Origin of the sequence: Methylobacterium sp. E-046 (assembly GCF_022829625.1) — a bacterium.
Classification (GTDB): domain Bacteria; phylum Pseudomonadota; class Alphaproteobacteria; order Rhizobiales; family Beijerinckiaceae; genus Methylobacterium; species Methylobacterium longum.
The window spans coordinates 1-19242 of record NZ_JAKSYP010000114.1 but is presented as its reverse complement, the minus strand read 5'-3'; the positions used below and the strand labels follow the sequence as shown (position 1 = coordinate 19242).

18 protein-coding genes and 4 pseudogenes are annotated in these 19242 nt (G+C 64.1%); 13 read left to right on the top strand and 9 right to left on the bottom strand.

The genetic code is table 11. The annotated features are described in order from the left end of the window. Window positions 1-35: 35 nt before the first annotated feature. Together MKK82_RS10640 and MKK82_RS10635 are read left to right on the top strand one after the other, a co-directional pair. Window positions 36-284 (top strand): hypothetical protein, encoded by a 249-nt coding sequence (locus MKK82_RS10640; RefSeq protein WP_243985604.1) that lies wholly within the window; start codon window positions 36-38, stop codon window positions 282-284. 50 nt (window positions 285-334) lie between these two features. Continuing rightward, window positions 335-571 carry a hypothetical protein gene (locus MKK82_RS10635; RefSeq protein WP_243985599.1) on the top strand — a complete coding sequence of 79 codons (237 nt, stop codon included), beginning with the start codon at window positions 335-337 and terminating at the stop codon, window positions 569-571. 47 nt (window positions 572-618) lie between these two features. Here MKK82_RS10635 and MKK82_RS10630 read toward each other — a convergent pair. Beyond that, a pseudogene (locus MKK82_RS10630) lies at window positions 619-1482 on the bottom strand (IS3 family transposase); the annotation flags it as partial. A 75-nt stretch (window positions 1483-1557) separates the two neighbouring features. On the opposite strand from MKK82_RS10630, the pseudogene MKK82_RS10625 reads away from it, so the two are divergent. Next, window positions 1558-2599 (top strand): annotated as a pseudogene (locus tag MKK82_RS10625) (IS110 family transposase). Window positions 2600-2865: 266 nt separating this feature from the next. On the opposite strand, the pseudogene MKK82_RS10620 reads toward MKK82_RS10625, so the two are convergent. The 3 genes and pseudogenes from MKK82_RS10620 to MKK82_RS10610 all read right to left on the bottom strand — a co-directional run. Further along, window positions 2866-3144 (bottom strand): annotated as a pseudogene (locus MKK82_RS10620) (transposase); the annotation flags it as partial. Between the two features lie 812 nt (window positions 3145-3956). Continuing rightward, window positions 3957-4622, bottom strand: a complete 666-nt coding sequence (locus tag MKK82_RS10615) for a ParA family protein (RefSeq protein ID WP_243985598.1) — start codon at window positions 4620-4622, stop codon at window positions 3957-3959. Window positions 4623-5248: 626 nt separating this feature from the next. Beyond that, window positions 5249-5767: pseudogene (locus MKK82_RS10610) on the bottom strand (MucR family transcriptional regulator). Between the two features lie 260 nt (window positions 5768-6027). Here MKK82_RS10610 and MKK82_RS10605 point away from each other — a divergent pair. Both MKK82_RS10605 and MKK82_RS34385 read left to right on the top strand, forming a co-directional pair. After that, window positions 6028-6612 carry a hypothetical protein gene (locus MKK82_RS10605; RefSeq protein WP_243985597.1) on the top strand — a complete coding sequence of 195 codons (585 nt, stop codon included), beginning with the start codon at window positions 6028-6030 and terminating at the stop codon, window positions 6610-6612. Continuing rightward, window positions 6581-6931, top strand: a complete 351-nt coding sequence (locus MKK82_RS34385) for an HGGxSTG domain-containing protein (protein WP_409566787.1) — start codon at window positions 6581-6583, stop codon at window positions 6929-6931. Before MKK82_RS10605 ends, MKK82_RS34385 begins: the two co-directional genes overlap by 32 nt. A 1154-nt stretch (window positions 6932-8085) precedes the next feature. Here the strand turns inward: MKK82_RS34385 and MKK82_RS10600 are convergent. Both MKK82_RS10600 and MKK82_RS10595 read right to left on the bottom strand, forming a co-directional pair. Continuing rightward, the gene (locus tag MKK82_RS10600; RefSeq protein WP_243985596.1) at window positions 8086-8433 is read right to left on the bottom strand and encodes a hypothetical protein; all 348 of its coding nucleotides are present in this window, start codon (window positions 8431-8433) and stop codon (window positions 8086-8088) included. After that, entirely contained in the window at window positions 8430-8798 is a 369-nt protein-coding gene (locus tag MKK82_RS10595; protein ID WP_243985595.1) for a hypothetical protein, read from the bottom strand. Before MKK82_RS10595 ends, MKK82_RS10600 begins: the two co-directional genes overlap by 4 nt. A 283-nt stretch (window positions 8799-9081) precedes the next feature. Between MKK82_RS10595 and MKK82_RS10590 the strand changes: the two genes are divergently transcribed. Further along, window positions 9082-9342: a hypothetical protein gene (locus tag MKK82_RS10590; RefSeq protein WP_243985593.1), complete on the top strand. Its 261-nt coding sequence runs from the start codon at window positions 9082-9084 to the stop codon at window positions 9340-9342. Between the two features lie 373 nt (window positions 9343-9715). Here MKK82_RS10590 and MKK82_RS33885 read toward each other — a convergent pair whose 3' ends face one another. Beyond that, a complete protein-coding gene (locus MKK82_RS33885) occupies window positions 9716-9847 on the bottom strand; it encodes a hypothetical protein (protein WP_279602920.1) in 132 nt (43 codons plus the stop codon). Window positions 9848-10287: 440 nt separating this feature from the next. Here MKK82_RS33885 and MKK82_RS10585 point away from each other — a divergent pair, with 440 nt between their 5' ends. Both MKK82_RS10585 and MKK82_RS10580 read left to right on the top strand, forming a co-directional pair. Then, window positions 10288-10662 carry a response regulator gene (locus tag MKK82_RS10585; protein ID WP_243985591.1) on the top strand — a complete coding sequence of 125 codons (375 nt, stop codon included), beginning with the start codon at window positions 10288-10290 and terminating at the stop codon, window positions 10660-10662. Between the two features lie 130 nt (window positions 10663-10792). After that, entirely contained in the window at window positions 10793-11014 is a 222-nt protein-coding gene (locus tag MKK82_RS10580; protein WP_243985590.1) for a hypothetical protein, read from the top strand. A gap of 32 nt (window positions 11015-11046) precedes the next feature. Here the strand turns inward: MKK82_RS10580 and MKK82_RS10575 are convergent, their stop codons facing one another. Next, window positions 11047-11289 (bottom strand): DUF6894 family protein, encoded by a 243-nt coding sequence (locus MKK82_RS10575; protein WP_243985588.1) that lies wholly within the window; start codon window positions 11287-11289, stop codon window positions 11047-11049. Window positions 11290-11505: 216 nt separating this feature from the next. Between MKK82_RS10575 and MKK82_RS10570 the strand changes: the two genes are divergently transcribed. The 5 genes from MKK82_RS10570 (at window position 11506) to MKK82_RS10550 (ending at window position 16763) form a co-directional block, all read left to right on the top strand. Next, complete coding sequence (locus MKK82_RS10570; protein WP_243985586.1) at window positions 11506-12297, top strand: Crp/Fnr family transcriptional regulator; 792 nt, start codon at window positions 11506-11508, stop codon at window positions 12295-12297. 50 nt (window positions 12298-12347) lie between these two features. Further along, on the top strand, window positions 12348-15356 hold the full coding sequence (locus tag MKK82_RS10565) for a PAS domain-containing protein (protein ID WP_243985603.1): 3009 nt from the start codon (window positions 12348-12350) through the stop codon (window positions 15354-15356). Between the two features lie 73 nt (window positions 15357-15429). Then, window positions 15430-15810 carry a response regulator gene (locus MKK82_RS10560; RefSeq protein WP_279602919.1) on the top strand — a complete coding sequence of 127 codons (381 nt, stop codon included), beginning with the start codon at window positions 15430-15432 and terminating at the stop codon, window positions 15808-15810. A gap of 147 nt (window positions 15811-15957) precedes the next feature. Continuing rightward, entirely contained in the window at window positions 15958-16515 is a 558-nt protein-coding gene (locus MKK82_RS10555) for a ferritin-like domain-containing protein (protein WP_243985584.1), read from the top strand. 11 nt (window positions 16516-16526) lie between these two features. Then, window positions 16527-16763 carry a DUF2171 domain-containing protein gene (locus tag MKK82_RS10550; RefSeq protein WP_243985582.1) on the top strand — a complete coding sequence of 79 codons (237 nt, stop codon included), beginning with the start codon at window positions 16527-16529 and terminating at the stop codon, window positions 16761-16763. A gap of 183 nt (window positions 16764-16946) precedes the next feature. Here MKK82_RS10550 and MKK82_RS10545 read toward each other — a convergent pair whose 3' ends face one another. After that, window positions 16947-18908 (bottom strand): response regulator, encoded by a 1962-nt coding sequence (locus MKK82_RS10545; protein ID WP_243985580.1) that lies wholly within the window; start codon window positions 18906-18908, stop codon window positions 16947-16949. Window positions 18909-19242 lie beyond the last annotated feature (334 nt).

The following is a 19242-nucleotide window of genomic DNA, read 5'->3' as shown; positions in this document are numbered from 1 at the left end:
ACCTCTGCCGCATCTGCAGCGGTGCGGAGTATGCCGTGTACAATCCCTTTTTCTCGTCGCTGATGCTCGCAATCGAGGCTCAGCGGGTCATCGAGCTACGGCTAGTGCGCCTCGCCTGGGGCGGCCGCGAGGGCCGGGCCGAGATGCAGTCGATGGTGACCGAGAAGGTGCATGCTGCTGGCGAGGCCATGACGACGCTGATGTTCGGCGGCTCACCTGAAACCGTCATCGCTCGCTACCGCGAGCACGTCGCCTTCAACACCAAGCGCCTCTCGGCGGTCTGACCGGTCAGTCGTGCCTTCGTTGCAGAGCGTGTCGGGTGTAGGCTTCGTCGATGATAGAGCCAAATCAGACCGCCTTCATCGTCAAGGTCGCATGTCAGGATGAGGATGCACCGGAGCAACTGCTCACTCTGTTCTATGCGGTCCTCGCCGAGGATCCTGAACGCGGGATGCAAATCGTCAAGGACGCAATCCGGGCAGGCGCCGAAGTAACCCTGACCGAGGTACGCCTATCCCAAGCCACAGCGCAGGCGATTGACCTCCGTCCGGGCTACGCGAGGGCTCTATGAAGACGAGAGTGACCTGACCGGTATTTTGGACCGGGCCAGTTGCGAGGCTACTGCATGGTCGCGCCCATGGGTAGCCGGAAGGCCAGATCCGGGAAGCTGACAGGCACAGGTGGTCGGTAGCCCAGCGACGAATGCGGCCAGACGCGGTTGTACGTGTTCTGCCAGAGGCCGATCACGATCTGTGCCTCCTTGAGTGAGTAGAAGATCTCCTGCCTCAGGCACTCGTCGCGCAGCTTGCCGTTGAAGCTCTCACAGTACCCGTTCTCCCACGGCGAGCCGGGTGCGATGTACTGGATCTGCGAGCCGGTTTTGGCGACCCACTTGCGCAGCGCCTTCGAGATCATCTCGGGACCGTTGTCGCAGCGGATGTTCTCCGGGATGCCGTGCAGGCACATCACCTCTGCTAGGGCCTCGATCACACCCAGGCTGTTGATGCGCCGCGCCACCTTCAAGGCGAGGCACGCCCGGCTGTGCTCATCGATCAGCGTCAGGATGCGCAGGCTCCGGCCGTCGTGGGTCTGGGCCTGCACGAAGTCGAAGCTCCAGACGTGGTTGCGGTGGAGTGGCCGCAGCCGCACGCACGAGCCGTCGTTCGGCCATAGGCGGCTGCGGGGTTTATGTCGGCTGGGGACCTTCAGCCCCTCGCGACGCCAGATCCGCTGAACCCGGTCCTTGCCCACCCGCCAGCCGTCTGTCTGCAACAGCGCGGTGACGCGTCGGTAGCCATAGCGCCCATACTCGGAGGCCAAGGCAACGATGGCTCGGGTCAGCCCATCCTCGTCGGCCGGCACGGTGGGCACGTAGCGCTGCGTGCCGCGGTGCTGGCCGACGATCCGGCAGGCGTGACGTTCCGAGAGGCCGTACTTCTCCCGAATGCCGTCGACCGCCTGCCGGCGTCGCTCGGGGGCTAGATGGGGTATTCGGGGTGCCTCGCGCGGCGGAAGCGGCGGCATGATGGCGCTTCGATCCAATCCCGGAGCCCCACCATGAGCGAGCAGCACCACGTCGGCCTCGATGTCTCCGTGAAGGAGACCGCGATCTGCATCGTCGATCCCCATGGTAAGGTCGTGCACCGCGCGACCGTTGAGAGCCACCCCGAGGCGATCGGCCGGCACTTGATCGACCTGGGCCACAACTACGCGCGTGTCGGCCTGGAGGCGGGGCCGCTCTCGCCGTGGCTCTACGCCGGCTTGGTCGAAGCCGGGCTCCCGGCGATCTGCGTCGAGACCCGCCACATGCATGCGGCCCTCTCGGCACGCATCAACAAGACCGACCGCAATGACGCGATGGGCATAGCCCAGATGATGCGGGTCGGCCTGTTCAAGCCGGTCCACGTCAAAACGCCGGCCAGTCAGCAACGCCGCCTGCTCCTGACCTCGCGCAAGCTGCTTCAGCGCAAGGCTTACGACATCGAGAGCGACCTGCCCGGCCAACTGCGCAACTTCGGCCAAGGTGGGTGTCGTGGGGGCTGCCGGGTTCGAGCGGCGCGTGCGCGACCTCGTGCTCGATCTGCCTTTCGTCGCGGCCGTGGTCCTGCCGCTGTTGGAGGCGCGCTCCGCGCTGCGGACCCAACTCGCCAAGCTGCACAAGATGCTGCTGGACCAGGTCCGCACCGACCCGGTCTGCCGGCGATTGATGACCGCGCCCGGTGTCGGGCCGGTCGTGGCGTTGACCTACCGTACCTGCGTCGACAACTCAGCCCGCTTCGGACGATCGCAATGCGTTGGGGCGCATTACGGTCTGACGCCGCGGCTCTACCAGTCCGGCGAGACGAAGCGGGTCGGTCGGGTCTCGAAGTGCGGCGACACGATGATGCGCGCCGCGCTCTACGAGGCTGCGCTCGTGCTGCTGACTGGCCCTCGGGTTCGATGGTCCTCGCTGAAGGTCTGGGGACTGGCTGTGGCCAAGCGCCGAGGCATGCAGAAGGCCCTCGTTGCCGTCGCTCGCAAGCTGGCGATCGTGCTGCATCGCATGTGGCGCGACGAGAAGGACTTCCGCTGGTCGGCCGAAGCCGCGATGGCGGCCTGAAGCTTACGGATCAGCGTGACGTAACACCGAGCTCCTCCGGCGTGGGGGAGGTCCCTGTGGGGACGACGGGAGCGGGTGAGACCGAGGAAACTCGAGCGTCGGTTCTGCCGAGCGCGCGGCTTAGATGGCTCCGCCCACTCCCTCTAATCCCATCATGAGGCGGCGCTCGCTGACCTCGGAGAGAAGCAAGAGCTCCACAGGACCGATCACGCGTCGAACCAGGATGCGCACGAAAGGGCGTTGACCGATGAACCCCGAATAGAGAATAAGTTTCCCGAGGCGACGTCCGCCAGGACCTGCTTCTCTAACGATAGATCAGCCACAAGCCGACGAAGCCGAGCGTTCTCGCGCTCCAGATCTTTCATCTTCTTAGCCTGATCAACCTTCAGGCCGCCGTACTCCTTACGCCAGCGGTAGTAGCTCTGCTCGGAGACGTCCGCTTCTTTGCAGGCAGCTGCGATGCTTTTGCCTTATGCCGTCTGCACCTCGATCTGGCGCAGCATCAGCACGACCTGTTCCGCGCTCGGCCTCTGTCCTCGCTTCATCCCCAACTCCTCTGGTCCAGGCTGATCCTCTCAATCAGCCCGGTCCAAGACCAGCCGGTCAGGTCACTTGCACGCCAGCGCCAAACTCTTGCCCTGGGCGGTCTGCACCTCGATTTGGCGTAGCTTCAGCACCATCTGCTCCGCGCTCGACTTCTGTCCTCGCTTCATCTCCAACTCCTCTGGTCCAGGCTGATCCTCTCAATCAGCCCGGTCCAAAGCCAGCCGGTCAGGCCAGTTGGCACAGCGAGCACACGCGCTGCGATCGCGCACAATATCAGAGCAAGCGATCCCAGGAACAGCACCGTGGTCACGGCTCATCCCCGCCCTGCTGAGGCGTGTCCGATCCGTTGACGGCGCCAGCTGCAGCAGGACCGAGGGGCACGGTGATGACTGCAGCAAGCGCTGCCTCGATCATCGCAGCCGTCTCCCATCCTCGGGTACCGCAGCTAAATCGACGTTGTAGCCCTTCGCCGCCAGGGCCTCCAAAACTAGGTACTTTACCGTGACACGGCGGTTCAACGCTTCCTGGCGCAACGCTGTCCACACCGTATCTGGAACCTCAAATTTGAGGGCTGTGCCCTTCGCAGGGCCAGCAGGAGCGGCTTGGGCAAGTGGGACTTTGGGTTCTTGGGCCGTTGGGCCAGGAGTCGGTGCGGCTTCGACTGGCGGTACTGAGGGCTCCTCGGCGCGTGCCTCTGGCGCGGACGATGGACGCGTGAAGCCCAGATCGCTTGTGGCCACGGCGAGTTGCTGAGCGTCTTCGGGTGTGATGCGGGGCCGCGGGCGGGGCGCGGGCTGGAAGGCAGGCTTTATCATGCGCAAGCCGCCTGCTGTTGGACTGCCAACACCTCGAGGAGTTCGCCCAGCGCGCCGGCGACCTCCTGAAGGGCCTTGGGGTCGCCATCCGGGTGGGCAGGCGTGGCGCCGGTGAAGTGGATCGACTGATAGGCGGCTCGCTGGATGATCTCGGTTCGTAAGACCGGGATGCTGGCGGCCTGAACCTCCGTGCGAGCGTGCTGCGCGACGCGGCTGCCCAGCGGCGACATCTGAGTGAACACCGCCCGGGCCGGGATTGGCCGGCGGAGCATCTTCTCCGCGCGCTGGACCACCTCGTACGTCCGGAACACCTCCTGCAGGTCCATGCCGGACACCTTGGAAGGGATCAGCACTAGGTCGCTCTCCGCGATCGCGTACGTGACCGCCTGGGAGGCGGCACCCTCAAGGTCCACAAAGACGAGGCTATAAAGCGAGGCGGCGTCGGAGATCCGGTCGAGCACCGTCTTCTCGGTTACGTCCGCGATCACATCCACGTTGCAGTCCGCGCCGGCCCGCTCACGCCAGGATAAGACATGCCCGTTGGGATCGGCGTCGATAATGGCTACGCTGCCGCCTTGGCGCGCATAGGCATCAGCCAAGCAGATCACCAGCGTCGTCTTCCCGACCCCGCCCTTAGTCGAACACACCGATATGACGGCCATTGCCCCAGTTCCCTACTGTACGCCTTCCCCAGTGCCCGAGCGAGCTGAAGCGCAAATGGTCAACAAAACTTTAACCCGAGCACCCTCAAGGGCAAGTTCCCATATGGGTTTTAGCGCAATTGGCTAAAATTCCCAGCTCATATGACGGCCATTGCACCAGTCCACTGGTGTGCGCCTCCCCCAGTGCCCGTACGTGCTGAAACCCAAATGGTCAAGGACTCCTTAGCCCTAGAACCCCGATGGGCAAAATCCTATTTGGGTTTTAGCGCAATGGGTTAAAAGCCCCTCAGCTCTGGCGTGGAGATGGGCACACGGGTTGAAGAGCCATTGGCCACTTGAGCGTAAGCCAAGTTGGACCTGCGATTAGAATGATGATCCGGACGGTGGGTTGATGACGATACGCAGGGGTAGCAGGCTCTCGACCGAGCGCAGGGGGCCCGCATGGCAGCCGGCCCACGCGGAGGCACCGCTTGCTGTAGCTCTCGTTCGGGACTGGTACGCGCCGGCCACACGCGAACAGGGAGGATACGGCGACCGGCGCGCTCGCAAGCGGGAGTGTTAGGGCACTCGACCGTCGCGATATGAGACAGAAGGAGGATCCGAGAGGGAGGGATCCTCACCCGGCGCTACGCTTCGGCGGCTTCCCTGGCCTTCCGCGGCCTGCCAGCCCGCTTAGGCTTCTCGGGGACGGTCGCAGCGGGCTCTGCAGCCTCCGGAGCGGCCTTTCTGCGCTGCTGGCCCAAGCCGTTGCTGCGGGCGAACTCGGCGCGCATCGCCGAATAGCTGGCGGCCGTTGAGGGATAGTCCCGCGGCAGGCCGTAGCGCTCCCGGTACTCCTCAATGGTCATGCCATTACCGGTGAGATGCCGCTTCAACGTCTTGTACGGCTTGCCGTCGATGAAGGAGATCAGCGCGTCCGGTGTGATCGACTTGCGGATCTGAGCGGGGGTGAGCTTCTCAACCGCCGGAGCGGCGGTGGCAGCGCTCTGGGCGAGCCCAGCGAGTGCAGCGTGCGTGCTGGCGATCAGCGCAGGCAGCTAAGCTACCGGGACGTTGTTGTTCGTCACGTAGGCCGAGACAAGGCCCGCCGTCAGCTCGACGTAGTCGGTTGCAGCGCGCTCGATTATTTCTACAGTTTCGTCCACGTTCTACTCTCCAGTGTTAGTCAACGTGTTCCTGCACGGTTTGTCGCACACTAGCGAGATATTATGACGTCAGTAGACCGGGAAATCAGGCTCTGATTTAGAGATGCTGTAGGCTTCACATTCCAAGATGCTGTATCATTCCCTAGATCAGATGGTGCTTCGACAAGGCAGCGGCGAACATGGCGCATAGACGTCCATCCAGTGAAGCTCTTCTCGGAGTCGCTCGCATCCGCGCCGACGAGCAAGGGCGCTCATCACCCATGGCCGACCGGATCGAAGAGGTTGTCCGTAAGCCGTTGACCACGCCTGCGGTTCGGACTGTCGGCGGCGAGCTGATCCCGGACGATGATTTCGTTCGCGACACCCTACCGGCGCTCGTCGACACGCTGACAAACCCGGACGGGATCGGATCCGAGGCCAGCCGCGCACGCCTCGAACTGGCGAGCCAAGCCGGGTCCGTCGGGCTCGCCCTCGATGCCGCCGATACGATCCAGGCGAACGACAGCTTGGAGCGGATGCTGGCCCATCAGATGGCGACGGCGCACACTATGGCGATGCGGGTCGCCAAGGTGCTCGGGCAGGAGCTTGATTGCGCCGAGAAGTACCTGGACCCCACGAAGCGATCCGCGGCCTGCGTCGAGGTGAACCGGCTGGCCGGCGCCTACACCCGCCTGACCGGGAGCTATCAGGCTGGCATGATGACCCTGCAACAGATGCGCTCGGGCGGCCGGCAGACGGTCGTCGTGCAGCACAACTACGTAGGCGAGGGCGGGCAAGCCGTCATCGGTGGCCAGCAGCAGGTAGGGGGAGGGGGTGCGCCGCGTCGGAAGAGGGACCGGGGGTGATGCCCGAAACAAACAAAGCACCCCATGCACACGGGTGGCGGGATGCGATGGCTATAGGGCCTGGGCGTCCCCGCGATGCGGTACCTGCACCCGGAATGGTGGTTCCTGCCGGTCTCCTGCCATGCCGAACGGTCGATGCAGGATGCACGGCAGCGCCAGCACCGGGGCGAAGACGGCGGGACGGGCAGGCACGGGCGCGGGCCGCGCCTCTGACCCATGGCCGGCGTTCAGCGGCCTACGTGGCGCACCGGCAGCAGATGCGGGCGAGCTTCGTCTGTCTGCGCGACATGGTGGGGGCCGCGAACGCGGAGATGCGTGAGGAAGTGCGCCTCAACCGGGAGATGCTGCAGCGGCTCGGGCGGTAGGTTTCGGTCGCCTCTAGAGGATCCCTGTCGGGATTTCGCCGATGGTATGAAAGCGCCGTGCCGGTTCCGCGAGGGTAAACGGCTCTGCCTCAGCGATGGTTGGTTAGCACCGGACCGCCGCCACCCGTACGGTCCTTGGTCTTCCCACCCTTCACCCCGCGTGGGATGCCGCGCCATTACTGTGCCGCGGCCGCTGGCAGGCGCGAGTGCTGTAGCCAACAGGGGGGTCTGTGACCGCGGCTCGCGGCGGGGCTGTGCGGCCTTCCTAGAGCGTGGCGGCTGGGGGGCTGGGCCTTTACATCCGGCTGCCGAGACGACGAAAGATGCAGGCCTTTACCAGCTGGTCAGGTATCCAGCCCTTAAAATCAGCAGATCCGGCCATAGAAATGAAGTCTTAATCGGCGCATGGCATAGCGATGACTTCATTATGGCAGTGTACGTCAATGTTAGAGCGCCGCGCAAAGCTCAGGGCCAAGATTGCCCTACCTGGACATGCCGCCTTCCCAGGCGCGGCTGCCGGGGTTCGCTGCCTTGTGGCTAACCTTTCAACCATCGGTGCGTGTCTCAGCTTCGGTACCGGCACGCGGGTGCCAAAGCACTTCAGCCTGCGCATCGGTGTCGATCGTGAGAGCTATCCGGTCCGTGTAGCATGGCGCCGTGAGAGCGACGTGGGCGTGGCCTTCGTGGCGCCCCGGGCTGGTGTGCCGGACGTCATACACGGGTAGGCGGACTTTTCAGGTCAAGCTTGAACCGTACTTCACCGGTGGCGTTCGTCGTAATTGTCGGAGCGCCAATGCCTGAACCTGATGAGGACAGTCTGCGCCGAGAGTTGCAAGCTCTACTGGCAGCCTCTCCGTCGCTTGCCGAACTGGACACAACCTACGCCGGCCGCATCCTGGCTTGGCTCGCCTCCCCAGATCCAGACACCGGCCCTGACAATATGACCAAGCGGAGCCGGAAGCGCGCCAAGTCGCGGCGCTGACTCTGAGATGGGAACACGGGTGAACCCGGATCACATCGTCTCAAACCTCGATGGTAACGGCGGCGGTGAGCGCCATCTGCTGAGCGGTCTCGATACCAGCGTTGTAGGCGGCGCGCTCCCGGGGCGTCATGTGGCCACTTCCTGCATCACGATCGAACCATCGGCATTGGGTGCGTCGCTGCCGCCTAGGAACCCCGGCTCATCAAGAAGTTGGTTCAGGGTCAGGAAGGCCCCATGGCCTACGACCAAAGCGGCGGTGCAAACCCGTCCAAGAAAGAACGTGAGGCCGGTGAGCGCGCCGGTCGAAAGGGGCTCGGTGAAGATGGGCGCCCACAGACGCCGCCCACGTCCGAGGAACAGGATGCAGCCGACCGCACCCAAACCACCGCGAGGGACCGCCTGAAGCGCGGCTCGCAGGAGACTGAGCGGGCGATGAGCGACGAGTAGGTCGCAGGCTGGCAGGTTCTGGATCACGACACGCGCCTTCCGATCCCGGCCCACACGCTCTCCAGGACGATGGTGCGCCAGTTCGCCTGCCTGCTATCCAACGTGGCGACCGAGATTATCGCCGTGCCCAATGCGTCAGAACCGCCGGCTGCGTGGATGACGTTGCCGATCCGGCGAAGCTCCGCCCGGCATGCGGTGCCGATCGGATCCACTGTGAGCCCGGGCAGGTCCAGTTCGCCATAATGGGGGATCGTCGTCGCGTCGTGCCACGACGTGGAGACGCCTTGTGCCACCTTAGGGTCCGGCGCCTGACGGCGCTCCAGATCGCCTTTCACGATGACCTGCAGGAGCGCATCGGCGGCGGCCTCTATGGGGGTTGTAGGCTGGCTCATGTCTGCGCCTCTGGCGCCGCGTCGTCATGCTGCGGCCGATCGAACGGGGGCTCGCTGAGGCCCTGTTCGCTTCCGCAACGCTCGCAGCCGCGTTGAACAAGGAGGGTGCAGTCTTGTCCGAAGCACGCTCTGATGCTTTGCACACTCTCGATGCTCTGATCGTGCTGCTGTGTGAAGCGCGGCCGAATGCGCAGGCACGGGGTCTGGGGCTCGGCTGGTAGACGCCTAGTCGGAACGCTAGTCCCCCCAGTCCGTTACCGGCCCAGCTTTGAAGGAGACCCACGTGAAGTGCATCATCGCTGTAGGGCTGATAGCAGCCGGTCTGTTCGCCATCCCAAGCCTACCAGCTTTGGCGCAGGGCATCGAGATTGGACCGGGCGGCGTGCGGGTCGATCCGCGCTCACCTCGGGAGCGTGACAGGGACGAGATCCGCCGGGAAGAGCGTCGCGAAGAATTCCGTGAGGAACGGCGTGATGCGATCCGAGGCGAGGAACGCCGACGCGAGTTCGACGACGACCGTCCGCGCCCGCGAGACCGGTACTGAAGAACGGTAGACAAGTTGTGAGCGGCGGGGAGTGAGCCCCGCCGTTTCTGTGTCTGGGATCACGATCAGACCGTTCTACCACTGCCGGGCAAGAAGCCGACCCAAGCCACAGCAAGGATCGCGGCGCGGACAGTGGCTCACTTTGGGTCCGCGGCCGAGATTTCCCGCCGTATGGCGTCTTGAGTCGCGGACCCTCCGGCCGCGTGCGCCCCATGGCCCTTCCGGGTGAGAGCACTCTGGAAGGCAGCCAGAACACCTCAACGATGCAACGGATGAACCTTGGCGGTTGTCAGAGGGTCGATGGCAGGGGGGGGTTCAATCGGCCGCCCTTAGCCGTGCTGGGTCAATTCTGACGATTTCGGCAGGCAACCACTTAGTCGCGAACCCGAACGGGGATGGGCTGGGCGGTGGTCTCTTTGGACTCGGTGACGACGTCGGCCACCGCAAGAGCCGCGGCAACCTGAACGACTACCGCAACGATAATGGCAGAGAGGGCGATGCTCATGGCGAGGTCTCGGAGGATTGTCTTCCCCAAGGTGGTGATGACCAGAGCCCTGTGGCATGCCAGGAACCGAGGCTGAGGTATGCGTTCTTGGAGGGTTTGAACCGGTATCGATTTTGAGCCCTGCGCTGTTTCATTGGTTTGGGGGAGGTCGCGGCGGGACACGGATCTGGACCAACTTGCCGGTCCGCGGGTCCAGAACCACCACCACGTCGTCAGCCATAGCGCCCATCCGGCAGCCAAGCGCACAACGTAGTTCAGCTTCTGATTGCAACATAGATAAATCTTACAATTGAAACGCGGATCAAAGCGGGCCTTCGTCGAACTCTGCTTGTCGTAGGGCAGCGGGCGGGAACGCAGCCGGCGCTGCGATCGTCCATGCCTTGGCGTGTCCTAGTGCCGCCACGCTGAAACCCATCCCTTACAACCCATGTTAGAAGGCCATGAACCCCGTTCCGTCAGTCGTCCCGCGTGTGGTGCTGGTTGTTGAAGATGATGACTTCATCCGCATGCTGGCCGGCGATATCCTGCAAGACGAAGGGTTTACGGTGCTGGAGGTAGCCACCGCCGATGAGGCCTGGCCGATCCTGGAGAGCCGCAGCGACATCGGGGTGCTGTTCACCGACGTGAACATGCCAGGGCACATGGATGGACTTGCCCTTGCCACGCGCGTCGCCGAGCGCTGGCCGCGCATCCGTCTGGTCCTGACCTCCGGGCGTCAGGGCCTTACCGATGACGAGGTCCCCGATCATGGGCGGTTCGTGCAGAAGCCCTACCGTCAGCGCGATTTGGTGAGCGCCATCAGCCACGCGGGATGAGGTCCTCCTGAGCGATCTCGTTCGGGAGCGATGACACTGCCAAGGACCTAAAGTGTGTGCGTTTGGGCGCGTCTTGCGACCGTGCCAGGCCTCACCACCTGAAGGGTATTCCCCAGAGACCAAGCCACCGATGCGCGAGGAAGTCAGGCATGTGATGGACCTCACAATCGAGGGCATCATCAAGGATGAAGTCTATGCCCGCGAGTTGGCCGAAGCTGCGCACTGGGTCGAGCACGACGGTGACCCTACGATCGCCGAGGACATGTGCCAGATCAGCCGTCAGTACCGGATCCGAGGCATGAAGAAGCGGGCCAGTCTTGCCCTGCTGCAGCGGGCTTATCCTGACGCCTGACCAATTCTGCACGAGGATGTCGAGTACAAAGCTTAGCGCTCAGGATGGCACTCTGCGGTGAGATTGAGCGTCACGGTGCATCGTACCGTGCCCGCCTCATCGCGCACGTAGGCTGTGAACGCACGCCGGCCGTCCGCGGGCGGTGGCTCGCGCCCGATGTCCGGCAGCGCCGCAATCGCCGCATCCCGCGCGGCGTGCAGATCTGCGTAGCAGGCCCCCTCCTCATCGTGCAGACCAAACTGGCCATCCTCGTAGTCGATGAAATAGCGGGGCATCACAACGCGCAGGCTCAAGGCGGCAAGCGGACACGACCCTAAAAAGCCTTCAGCGGCAGAAAGTTGCGCAGGTTAATCTGCGCAGCTGTCTCGAATGGCCAAGCCGATGAAACCCGCCACTCTTTCGGGCATGTGAGCACTAGTGACCAGACAGCGGCCAAGCGTTGCAGTAACGATTGAGGGCAAGCCAATCAGGACCGAACCGCCGCTAACCCCATGCTCCCCGACATCGACGCACAGTTCAGCGGTAACCTCCTTCTCAGCGCCTTGCGCCTGCCCGATCAGGTCCTGCTCAAACCGCATCTGGAGCTGAAGGAGTATGCGCGCGGCGAGGCGCTGTTCGAGGCCGGTGAGGACGTCAGCTACATCGCCTTCCCGCTTGGCCAATGCGTGGCCGCCCTTGTGATCGGGCTGCAGGACGGACGTGCCGTCGAGACTGCCACGGTAGGCCGTGAGGGCGCGATCGGTGGTGTCGTCAGTCAGGGTTCGCTGCCGGCGTTCAGCCGCGCGGTCGTCCAGGTCCCCGGCGCCGTGCTGCGCATCGAGGCCGCGGTGCTGCAGCAGATCAAGCAGACTTCACCGGGCCTGCGCAACCTGATCACCCGCTACTCGGATTGCCTGCTCGCCCAGGTGCTGCAGTCGGTGGCCTGCAATGCCAGCCACACGATCGAGGCGCGCTGCGCCCGCTGGCTCCTCAGTCTGCAGGACCGGCTCGGCACCAACGTCCTGCCGATCACCCACGAGGTGTTGGCCGAGCTGTTGGGCGTGCAGCGCTCATACCTGTCCCGCGCGCTCCGGACCCTGCAGCAGCAGGGCCTGATCCAGGTCCGCCGCGGGCGCATCATCATCGTGAGCCGTCCGGCGATGGAAAAGGCAACGTGCGAGTGCCACGGCGCGGTCAAGCGGCACTTCGAGGCCGTGTTGGGCGCGGTCTACAACGCCGGCGGCACCTTGGTGTCGCTGCGGCCTCAGACCGCCGAGAAAACCGCCATGTGTCAGGCCGTCTGAGGCGGCAGGACGCCATGAACCAGAACTCACCCGCCGGACGTGACCCCGTCATGAAGCAGGTTGACCACCTGAACGACGAAGGTGCGCGGTTACGGGCGCTCAGCACCTACGAGATCTTTGACACGCCCCCGGAGCAGGGCTTCGATGACGTCGCGGCATTGGCCGCTGAGATCTGTGGCACGCCGATCGCGGTCGTAAACTTCATCGGCGACGGGCGGCAGTTCTTCAAGGCCGAGGTGGGCCTCGGCGTGCGGGAAACCCCGCTCGAAACGTCGTTCTGCCGCCAAGCCATCCTGCAGAGCGACTTCCTCTACGTCCCGGACGCCACCAAGGACCCGCGGTTCGAGGGCAACCCCCTGGTGACCGGCACGCCTGGTCTGCGCTTCTATGCCGGTGCCTTGCTCAAGACCGAAGACGGCCAGCCCATCGGTACGGTCTGCGTGCTCGACACTCAGCCGCGCGAGCTGAGCGAACAGCAGCAGGCCAGCCTGCGGCGGCTCGCGCGTCAGACCATGGCACAGCTGGAGCTGCGGCGCGCTGCCCGTCTGCAGCAGGCCGAACGGGCGCTACAGGGTCAGATCCTGGAGAGCGCGACGGACTACGCGATCATCGCGATGGACCGCACCGGCCGGATCACCCGCTGGAACACCGGCGCCGCACAGATCCTCGGCTGGCGTGAAGACGAGATGCTGGGGGAGTTGACTCACTGGTTCTTCACGCCTGAAGACCTGGCGAGCAAGCAGCCCGAGATCGAGATGGGCACTGCGCTTGAGCGGGGCAGTGCCCCGGATGAGCGTTGGCATGTCCGTAAGAACGGCACGCGGTTCTGGGCCAGCGGCGAGATGATGCCGCTGAAGGCTGAGAACGGCGAGATCCAAGGGTTCCTGAAAATCCTGCGCGACCGCACGCAGCAGCGGAAGGATGCCGCCACCCTGCACGACAGCGAGCTGCGCTTCCGCTCACTCGTCGAGGTCACCCCGCAGGTGGTCTGGTTCGGTGACGCTGCGGGCAGCGTCACCTACTGCAACGCCTATTGGTACGAATACACCGGTCTGCCCCCCGGTGAGACCGGCGAGGCGAGCTGGATGGGCGTGATCCATCCCGATTACCAGGAGCCGACCCGGACCGCCTGGCTGACGGCGGCCCACACCGGAGACGCCTACGAAGTCGAGTTCCCGCTGCGTCGAGCCGATGGGCAGTACCGCTGGTTCCTATCGCGGGCCAGGCCGTTACGCGACCCCGATGGGGCGGTCCGCAGCTGGATCGGCACCTCGCTCGATATCCACGAGCGCAAGCAGGCAGAAACTCGCTTCGCCGCTCTGACCGATCTCTCTCCGGCGATCATCTGGTTCGGCAACCCGGACGGGAGCCTCAGCTACCTGAACGACCGCTGGTACGAATACACCGGCCAGACGCCCGAGCAGGCGCTGCCGCTGGGCTGGGGCGATGTGATCCATCCGGACGATCTGCCCGGCCTGCTGGAGGTCTGGGAGGACGCGCGCACCCGTGAGGTCCTGTACGACACCGAAGCCCGGCTGCGGCGCATCGATGGCGTCTACCGCTGGTTCCTGATCCGCGCCGAACCCCTGCGCGACGAGGCGGGCAAGGTCCTTGGCTGGCTTGGCAGCAACAGCGACATCCAAGACCGCAGGCATGCCGAACACGCCCTGCAGAAGGCGCAGGACCAGCTGCGCCTCGCAGTGGAGGCCACCAGCATCGGCATCTTCGACTACGACCTGGTCACCGGCGATCTTGGGTGGGATGCACGCGTGTGTGCCCTGTTCGGGCTGCCGCCGGACGCGCCGGTATCCTATGACGTGTTCCTGGCCGGCCTGCACCCGGACGATCGGGGGTGGGTCGATAAGGGGGTCAAGGCTGTCCTCGATCCGGCCGGCGACGGCATTTACGACATCGTCTACCGGACTATCGGCCTGCAGGACGGTGTCGAGCGCTGGGTCGCGGCCAAGGGACAGACGTTCTTCGCGCAGGGCAAAGCTGTGCGCTTCATCGGCACCGTGCGTGACGTCACAGCGAGCCGGCAGGCCGAGCAGGACCTGCGCGAAACCGAAGAGCGCTACCGGATGGCCTCACGCGCCACCAACGACGCGATCTGGGACTGGAACCTGGCCAGCGATCATATCCGCTGGAACGAGGCGGTGCAGACCCTGTTCGGCTATGCCGCTGACGAGGTCGGCCCGAGCGGTGCATGGTGGAAGTCGCACATCCACCCGGAGGACCGCGAGCGGGTGAAAACCAGCATCTACGCGGTGATCAACGACAGCACGGAGCACTGGAGCGACGAGTACCGCTTCCTGCGTGCCGACGGCTCCTACGCCGCAATTCTTGACCGCGGCTATGTCATCCGGAATGACCAAGGCCAGGCGGTGCGGATGACCGGCGCCATGCTCGACATCACCGAGCGCAAGCGCGCCGAAGAGCATCAGCGGCTACTCACGAGCGAGCTGCAGCATCGGGTCAAAAACACCCTCGCGATGGTTCAGGCGATCGCCAACCAGACCCTGCGCAATGCGACCTCGCTGCATGAGGCGCGCGAGGCCTTTCAAGCCCGTATCATCGCCTTGGGTAAAGCGCATGACATCCTGACCCAGGCCAGCTGGACCGCCGCGCCGATCGCGGAGGTGATCGAGGGCGCCCTCAGCGTGCACCGCCAGGATGCCGCCCGGATCCGGATCAGCGGTCCTAATGTGCTGCTGGCGGCCAAACCCGCCCTCTCGCTGGCTTTGGCGCTGCACGAGCTCGCGACCAACGCCGCCAAATACGGCGCGCTCTCGAACGAGAATGGCATCGTCGAGCTGCGCTGGCACGTCGTACATGACGACACGGTCCCGCGCTTCTGCCTGACCTGGTCCGAGAGGGGCGGGCCACCGATCCTGGGTCAGCCGGCCCGTCGCGGGTTCGGTTCACGCCTGATCGAGCGCAGCTTTGCGGCGGAGGTCGGTGGCGAGGTCAAGCTCACCTATGCGCCCGCCGGCGTGGTCTGCCGCCTGGAGGCGACCCTCGCCGCGATGCAGGAGCAGCGCGGCGAGCTGGCAGCGTAGCCGCGGCATTCGGCACCGGAGCTTGTGTCCAGCCACGCTGAAACCTTCTCGGGGGCTTCCGGCTTTGATTTAGATGGATCAGCCTGCCGTGTCGCCGCCCGTTGTTGCCCTGGTTGCCGAGGATGAATTTCTTCTTAGAATGGAAGCCGCCGACACACTGACCGATGCCGGTTACACGGTCATGGAGGTGACCACCGCGGACGCTGCGCTGCGCTTCCTGGAGGACAAGGACGGGATCGACCTGCTGTTCACAGACGTGAATATGCCTGGCAACCTTAACGGCTTCGACCTTGCCCGCGAGGTGGCCGCGCGCTGGCCGAAGATCACCATCATCGTCTGCTCGGGCGCCATGAAACCCGAGCCCGGCGATCTGCCGGCCAAGGTCCGGTTTATCGACAAACCCTATTCGCCCCGGCTGGTGCAGCAGGTCCTGCGCGAACTCCGCGCGGCCTGAGCCGCTCTACCAGGGTTCCCGAAATTATTCGGCTTCCCCCAGAAGAATATTCGGACCCGACGACGCTACGCCACGTTCTTCCGAGAATAGCCGCTGATGAGATCACTCTCGCAGCCTCAGTGTTCAACAATCGTGAGATGACAAGATATGGCTACCAAGCAGAAGACCTTGCAGGATGCGTTCTACGAGACCCTCAAGGATGTCTACTACGCTGAAAAGCAGTCCGTGCGTGCGCTGAAGAAGTCGGCGAAGTCCGCCGAGCACGAGGAGCTTATGCAGGCGTTCGAGACCCACGCCGAAGAGAGCGCCATCCAGGTCGAGCGCCTGCAACAGGTGTTTGAGATCATCGGAAAGCCGGCCCGCGCCAAGACCTGCGAAGCCATGCAGGGCCTGACCTCCGAGATGGAGGAGGATCTAGAGGACTTCGGTGACAGCCCGGCAGCCGACGCGGTGCTAGCCGGCTGCGCGCAGGCGGTCGAGCACTACGAGATCGCCCGCTACGGCACCCTGAAAACCTGGGCGGCCCGGCTCGGTTACGCGGACGCCGCCAAGTTGCTGGATGAGACGCTGCAGGAGGAGAAGAAGACCGACCAGCTTCTCTCGGAGATCGCCGAGCGCATCAACGTCGAGGGTTCCGAAGAGGATACAGACGACGTTGAGGCTAAGGCTGCTCCGAAGCGGGGCTCCAAGGCCAAGACGGCGTAAGGGCGCTTACCATGGTCGATACCGCACACATCCAGGAATACATGCCGGTGGTCGGCTCCGACGGCGGGCACGTCGGGACTGTCGATCATCTCGACGGCCAACGCATCAAGCTGACCCGGACCGATCCGGAGGCGCAGGGCGTTCACCACTTCATCCATGTCGACTCAATCGATACCATCCAGAATGGCGAGGTGCGTCTGAACCGTACCACGGCTCAAGCCAAGGATGAGTGGGGCACCGTTGCATAAAGCGGCGAGCATTATCTGACGAAGCGAGTGGCTGCTGAAAAGGCAATCCCCTTTCGTTTGAGTGGCGTCGCCAAAACGACCGTTTTCGTTACATCCGACGCTATCCGCATCCGCTCCGATCCAGCGGTTCAGGCGCGTGGAGCCGGAAGCTTCAAAACGGACGCCAAGTCGTCCCGGCTCTTCTTAGGTCCTGAGACTGATCAACCTTTCGGTCAGACTGGCCGACGCGAAGTCGCCACGATTGAGGATTTGGCTCGCGCCGCGAAGCTTGCTTCGATCCTCCGCCGTGAATTCCCGGCCCGTCAGGACAATCACTGGGATCTCTGAGCATCCAGGCAGGGGGCGAATGCCCTCTAGGAAGCCGAAGCAGTCCATGACGGGCATGTTGAGGTCGACGATCACGACGTCCGGCTTGGTAGCAGCCGCTTGCTGCAGGCCTTCTTCGCCGTTCGAGGCTTCCTCGACCGTCCAGCCGTCCTCCTCCAGGGTTGTGCGCATCGCCATGCGGGTCACGGCCTCGTCCTCGACCAGGAGCACAGTGCCCCGTTGGTCCGGCTCCGCCAGCCTGAACTGGTTCACGATCTTGCCGAACCGCGCCCAGTCGACCGGCTTCAGCATGTAGTCCGAAGCGCCGAGCGACGCCGCGAGATTGCGCTGGTCGATGGACGTCACCATCACGACCGGGATCGGCGCCAACGTCTCATCTGCCTTGATCTGGCTCAGAACCGACCATCCGTCCACGCCTGGCATCATCACGTCCAACAGGATGGCCCGTGGCCGCAGCCTTCGTGCGAGATCGAGCCCGCTCCGACCGTTCGTGGCCGTCTGGACCCGGAAGCCCTCGCGATGCAGGAACCTCGTGGTGAGGGCGAGTTGGTCCGTATCATCGTCGATGACGAGGATGACGTCGCCTTCCACCACGTCGTCGGCGATGACGTCCGGGTCGGGCGAGGCTTGCTCGTCGATCGGAGGAACGAAGGTCGCCGGCACGGTGAAGGTAAAGGTGCTGCCCTGGCCAGGGACGCTGGACACGGTGATGGTCCCGGTGAGCAGGTCGGCGAAGGCGCGCGTGAGCGAAAGGCCAAGCCCGGTCCCACCGAAGTTGCGGGTCGTGGAGGCATCAGCCTGCTCGAAACGCTGGAACAGGCGCGAGACCTGCTCGGCCGTCATACCGATCCCGGTATCAGAGACCGAGAACGAGAGCTGATCGACACCCGAAGCGTCCGTCCCGCACGATGCGGCAAGCGTGATGGTCCCTTTCTCCGTGAACTTGGCCGCGTTGCTCAGGAAGTTGAAGAGCACCTGCCGGGTCTTGGTCAGGTCGGAACGCATCCGGCCCAGCCCAGGCGCGAGTTGCATCTCCAGGGTGTTACCCTTCTTGCCGACCAGCGTCGCGACAGAACTCGCAACGTCACGCAGCATGCCCTCCACCGCGAAATCTTCAGCGTAGACCTCCATCTTGCCGCTCTCGACCTTGGACAGGTCCAGCACGTCGTTGATGAGTCCGAGTAGATGACGGGCGTTGCGCTCGACCTTGCCGATGTCATCCACGAGGTCCGACGCCGCGCAGCCGTCAGAGATCTCCTCTCCCATCATCTCGCTGTAGCCGATGATGGCTGAGAGCGGGGTGCGAAGTTCATGGCTCATGTTCGCCAGGAAATCGCTCTTTGCCGTGTTGGCTAGCTCCGCCGCTTCCTTGGCGGCTTCCGCTGCCGCATTGGCGCTCGTCAACGCCGTCTCTCTGTCGACAAGAATGTGGTTCGCGGCATTCAACCGCTCCAGCGTGGCTTCGTTCTTCACCACAGACCGGCGCAGGGCATGGCAGATCCAAACCATGGTCGCACCCACCGTCACGTACTGGCACAGCAAGGCAACGTCGACGCCGCCGAGTATCCCATCGCGCGTGTAGAACCACGCGGCGATTAGAGTGGACAAAGACAGGGCCAGCGCCCCGGCGTCCCAGCCGAAAGCGAGGGTCACGACCAAGAGGACCGGAATGTATAATAGGAATGGTGCAACATAGGCTGGAGCCAGGAACCGAATGAACGTCATGGCTCCGACGAAAAGCAGCGTGACGCCGTAGTCGATGACCGGTGAAGAACGTCGGCGGGCGACGGTCCCAATCAGATTGTGCAAACGGCTCATGGAAAGTGAGTGTCACGACCAGGGTACTTTGGGAAGCGACCGGTTCGAACGACCACCCAAACTCCATAAGACAAAAGTCCTAATACTTCGATGTCGGAGTTCCGATCGTTTTCTCGACGATCCGGCGGGGCGGACTTTGAGTTGGCCAGACAGCTCCGCCTCTGCCGGTAAAAAGTGTCGGCTATTCTAGCGTCGGGTAAACGCTGCATCTGGCTACTCGCCAGACTTCAGCGGATGAGCTGAACCTCGACGCCAGCACCTGCAGCGATCTCCTGCCAAGCGGCGTCCGCGGTGACAGCGACGGCATTGGAGCGGGCAGCGAGCGCCAGACAGA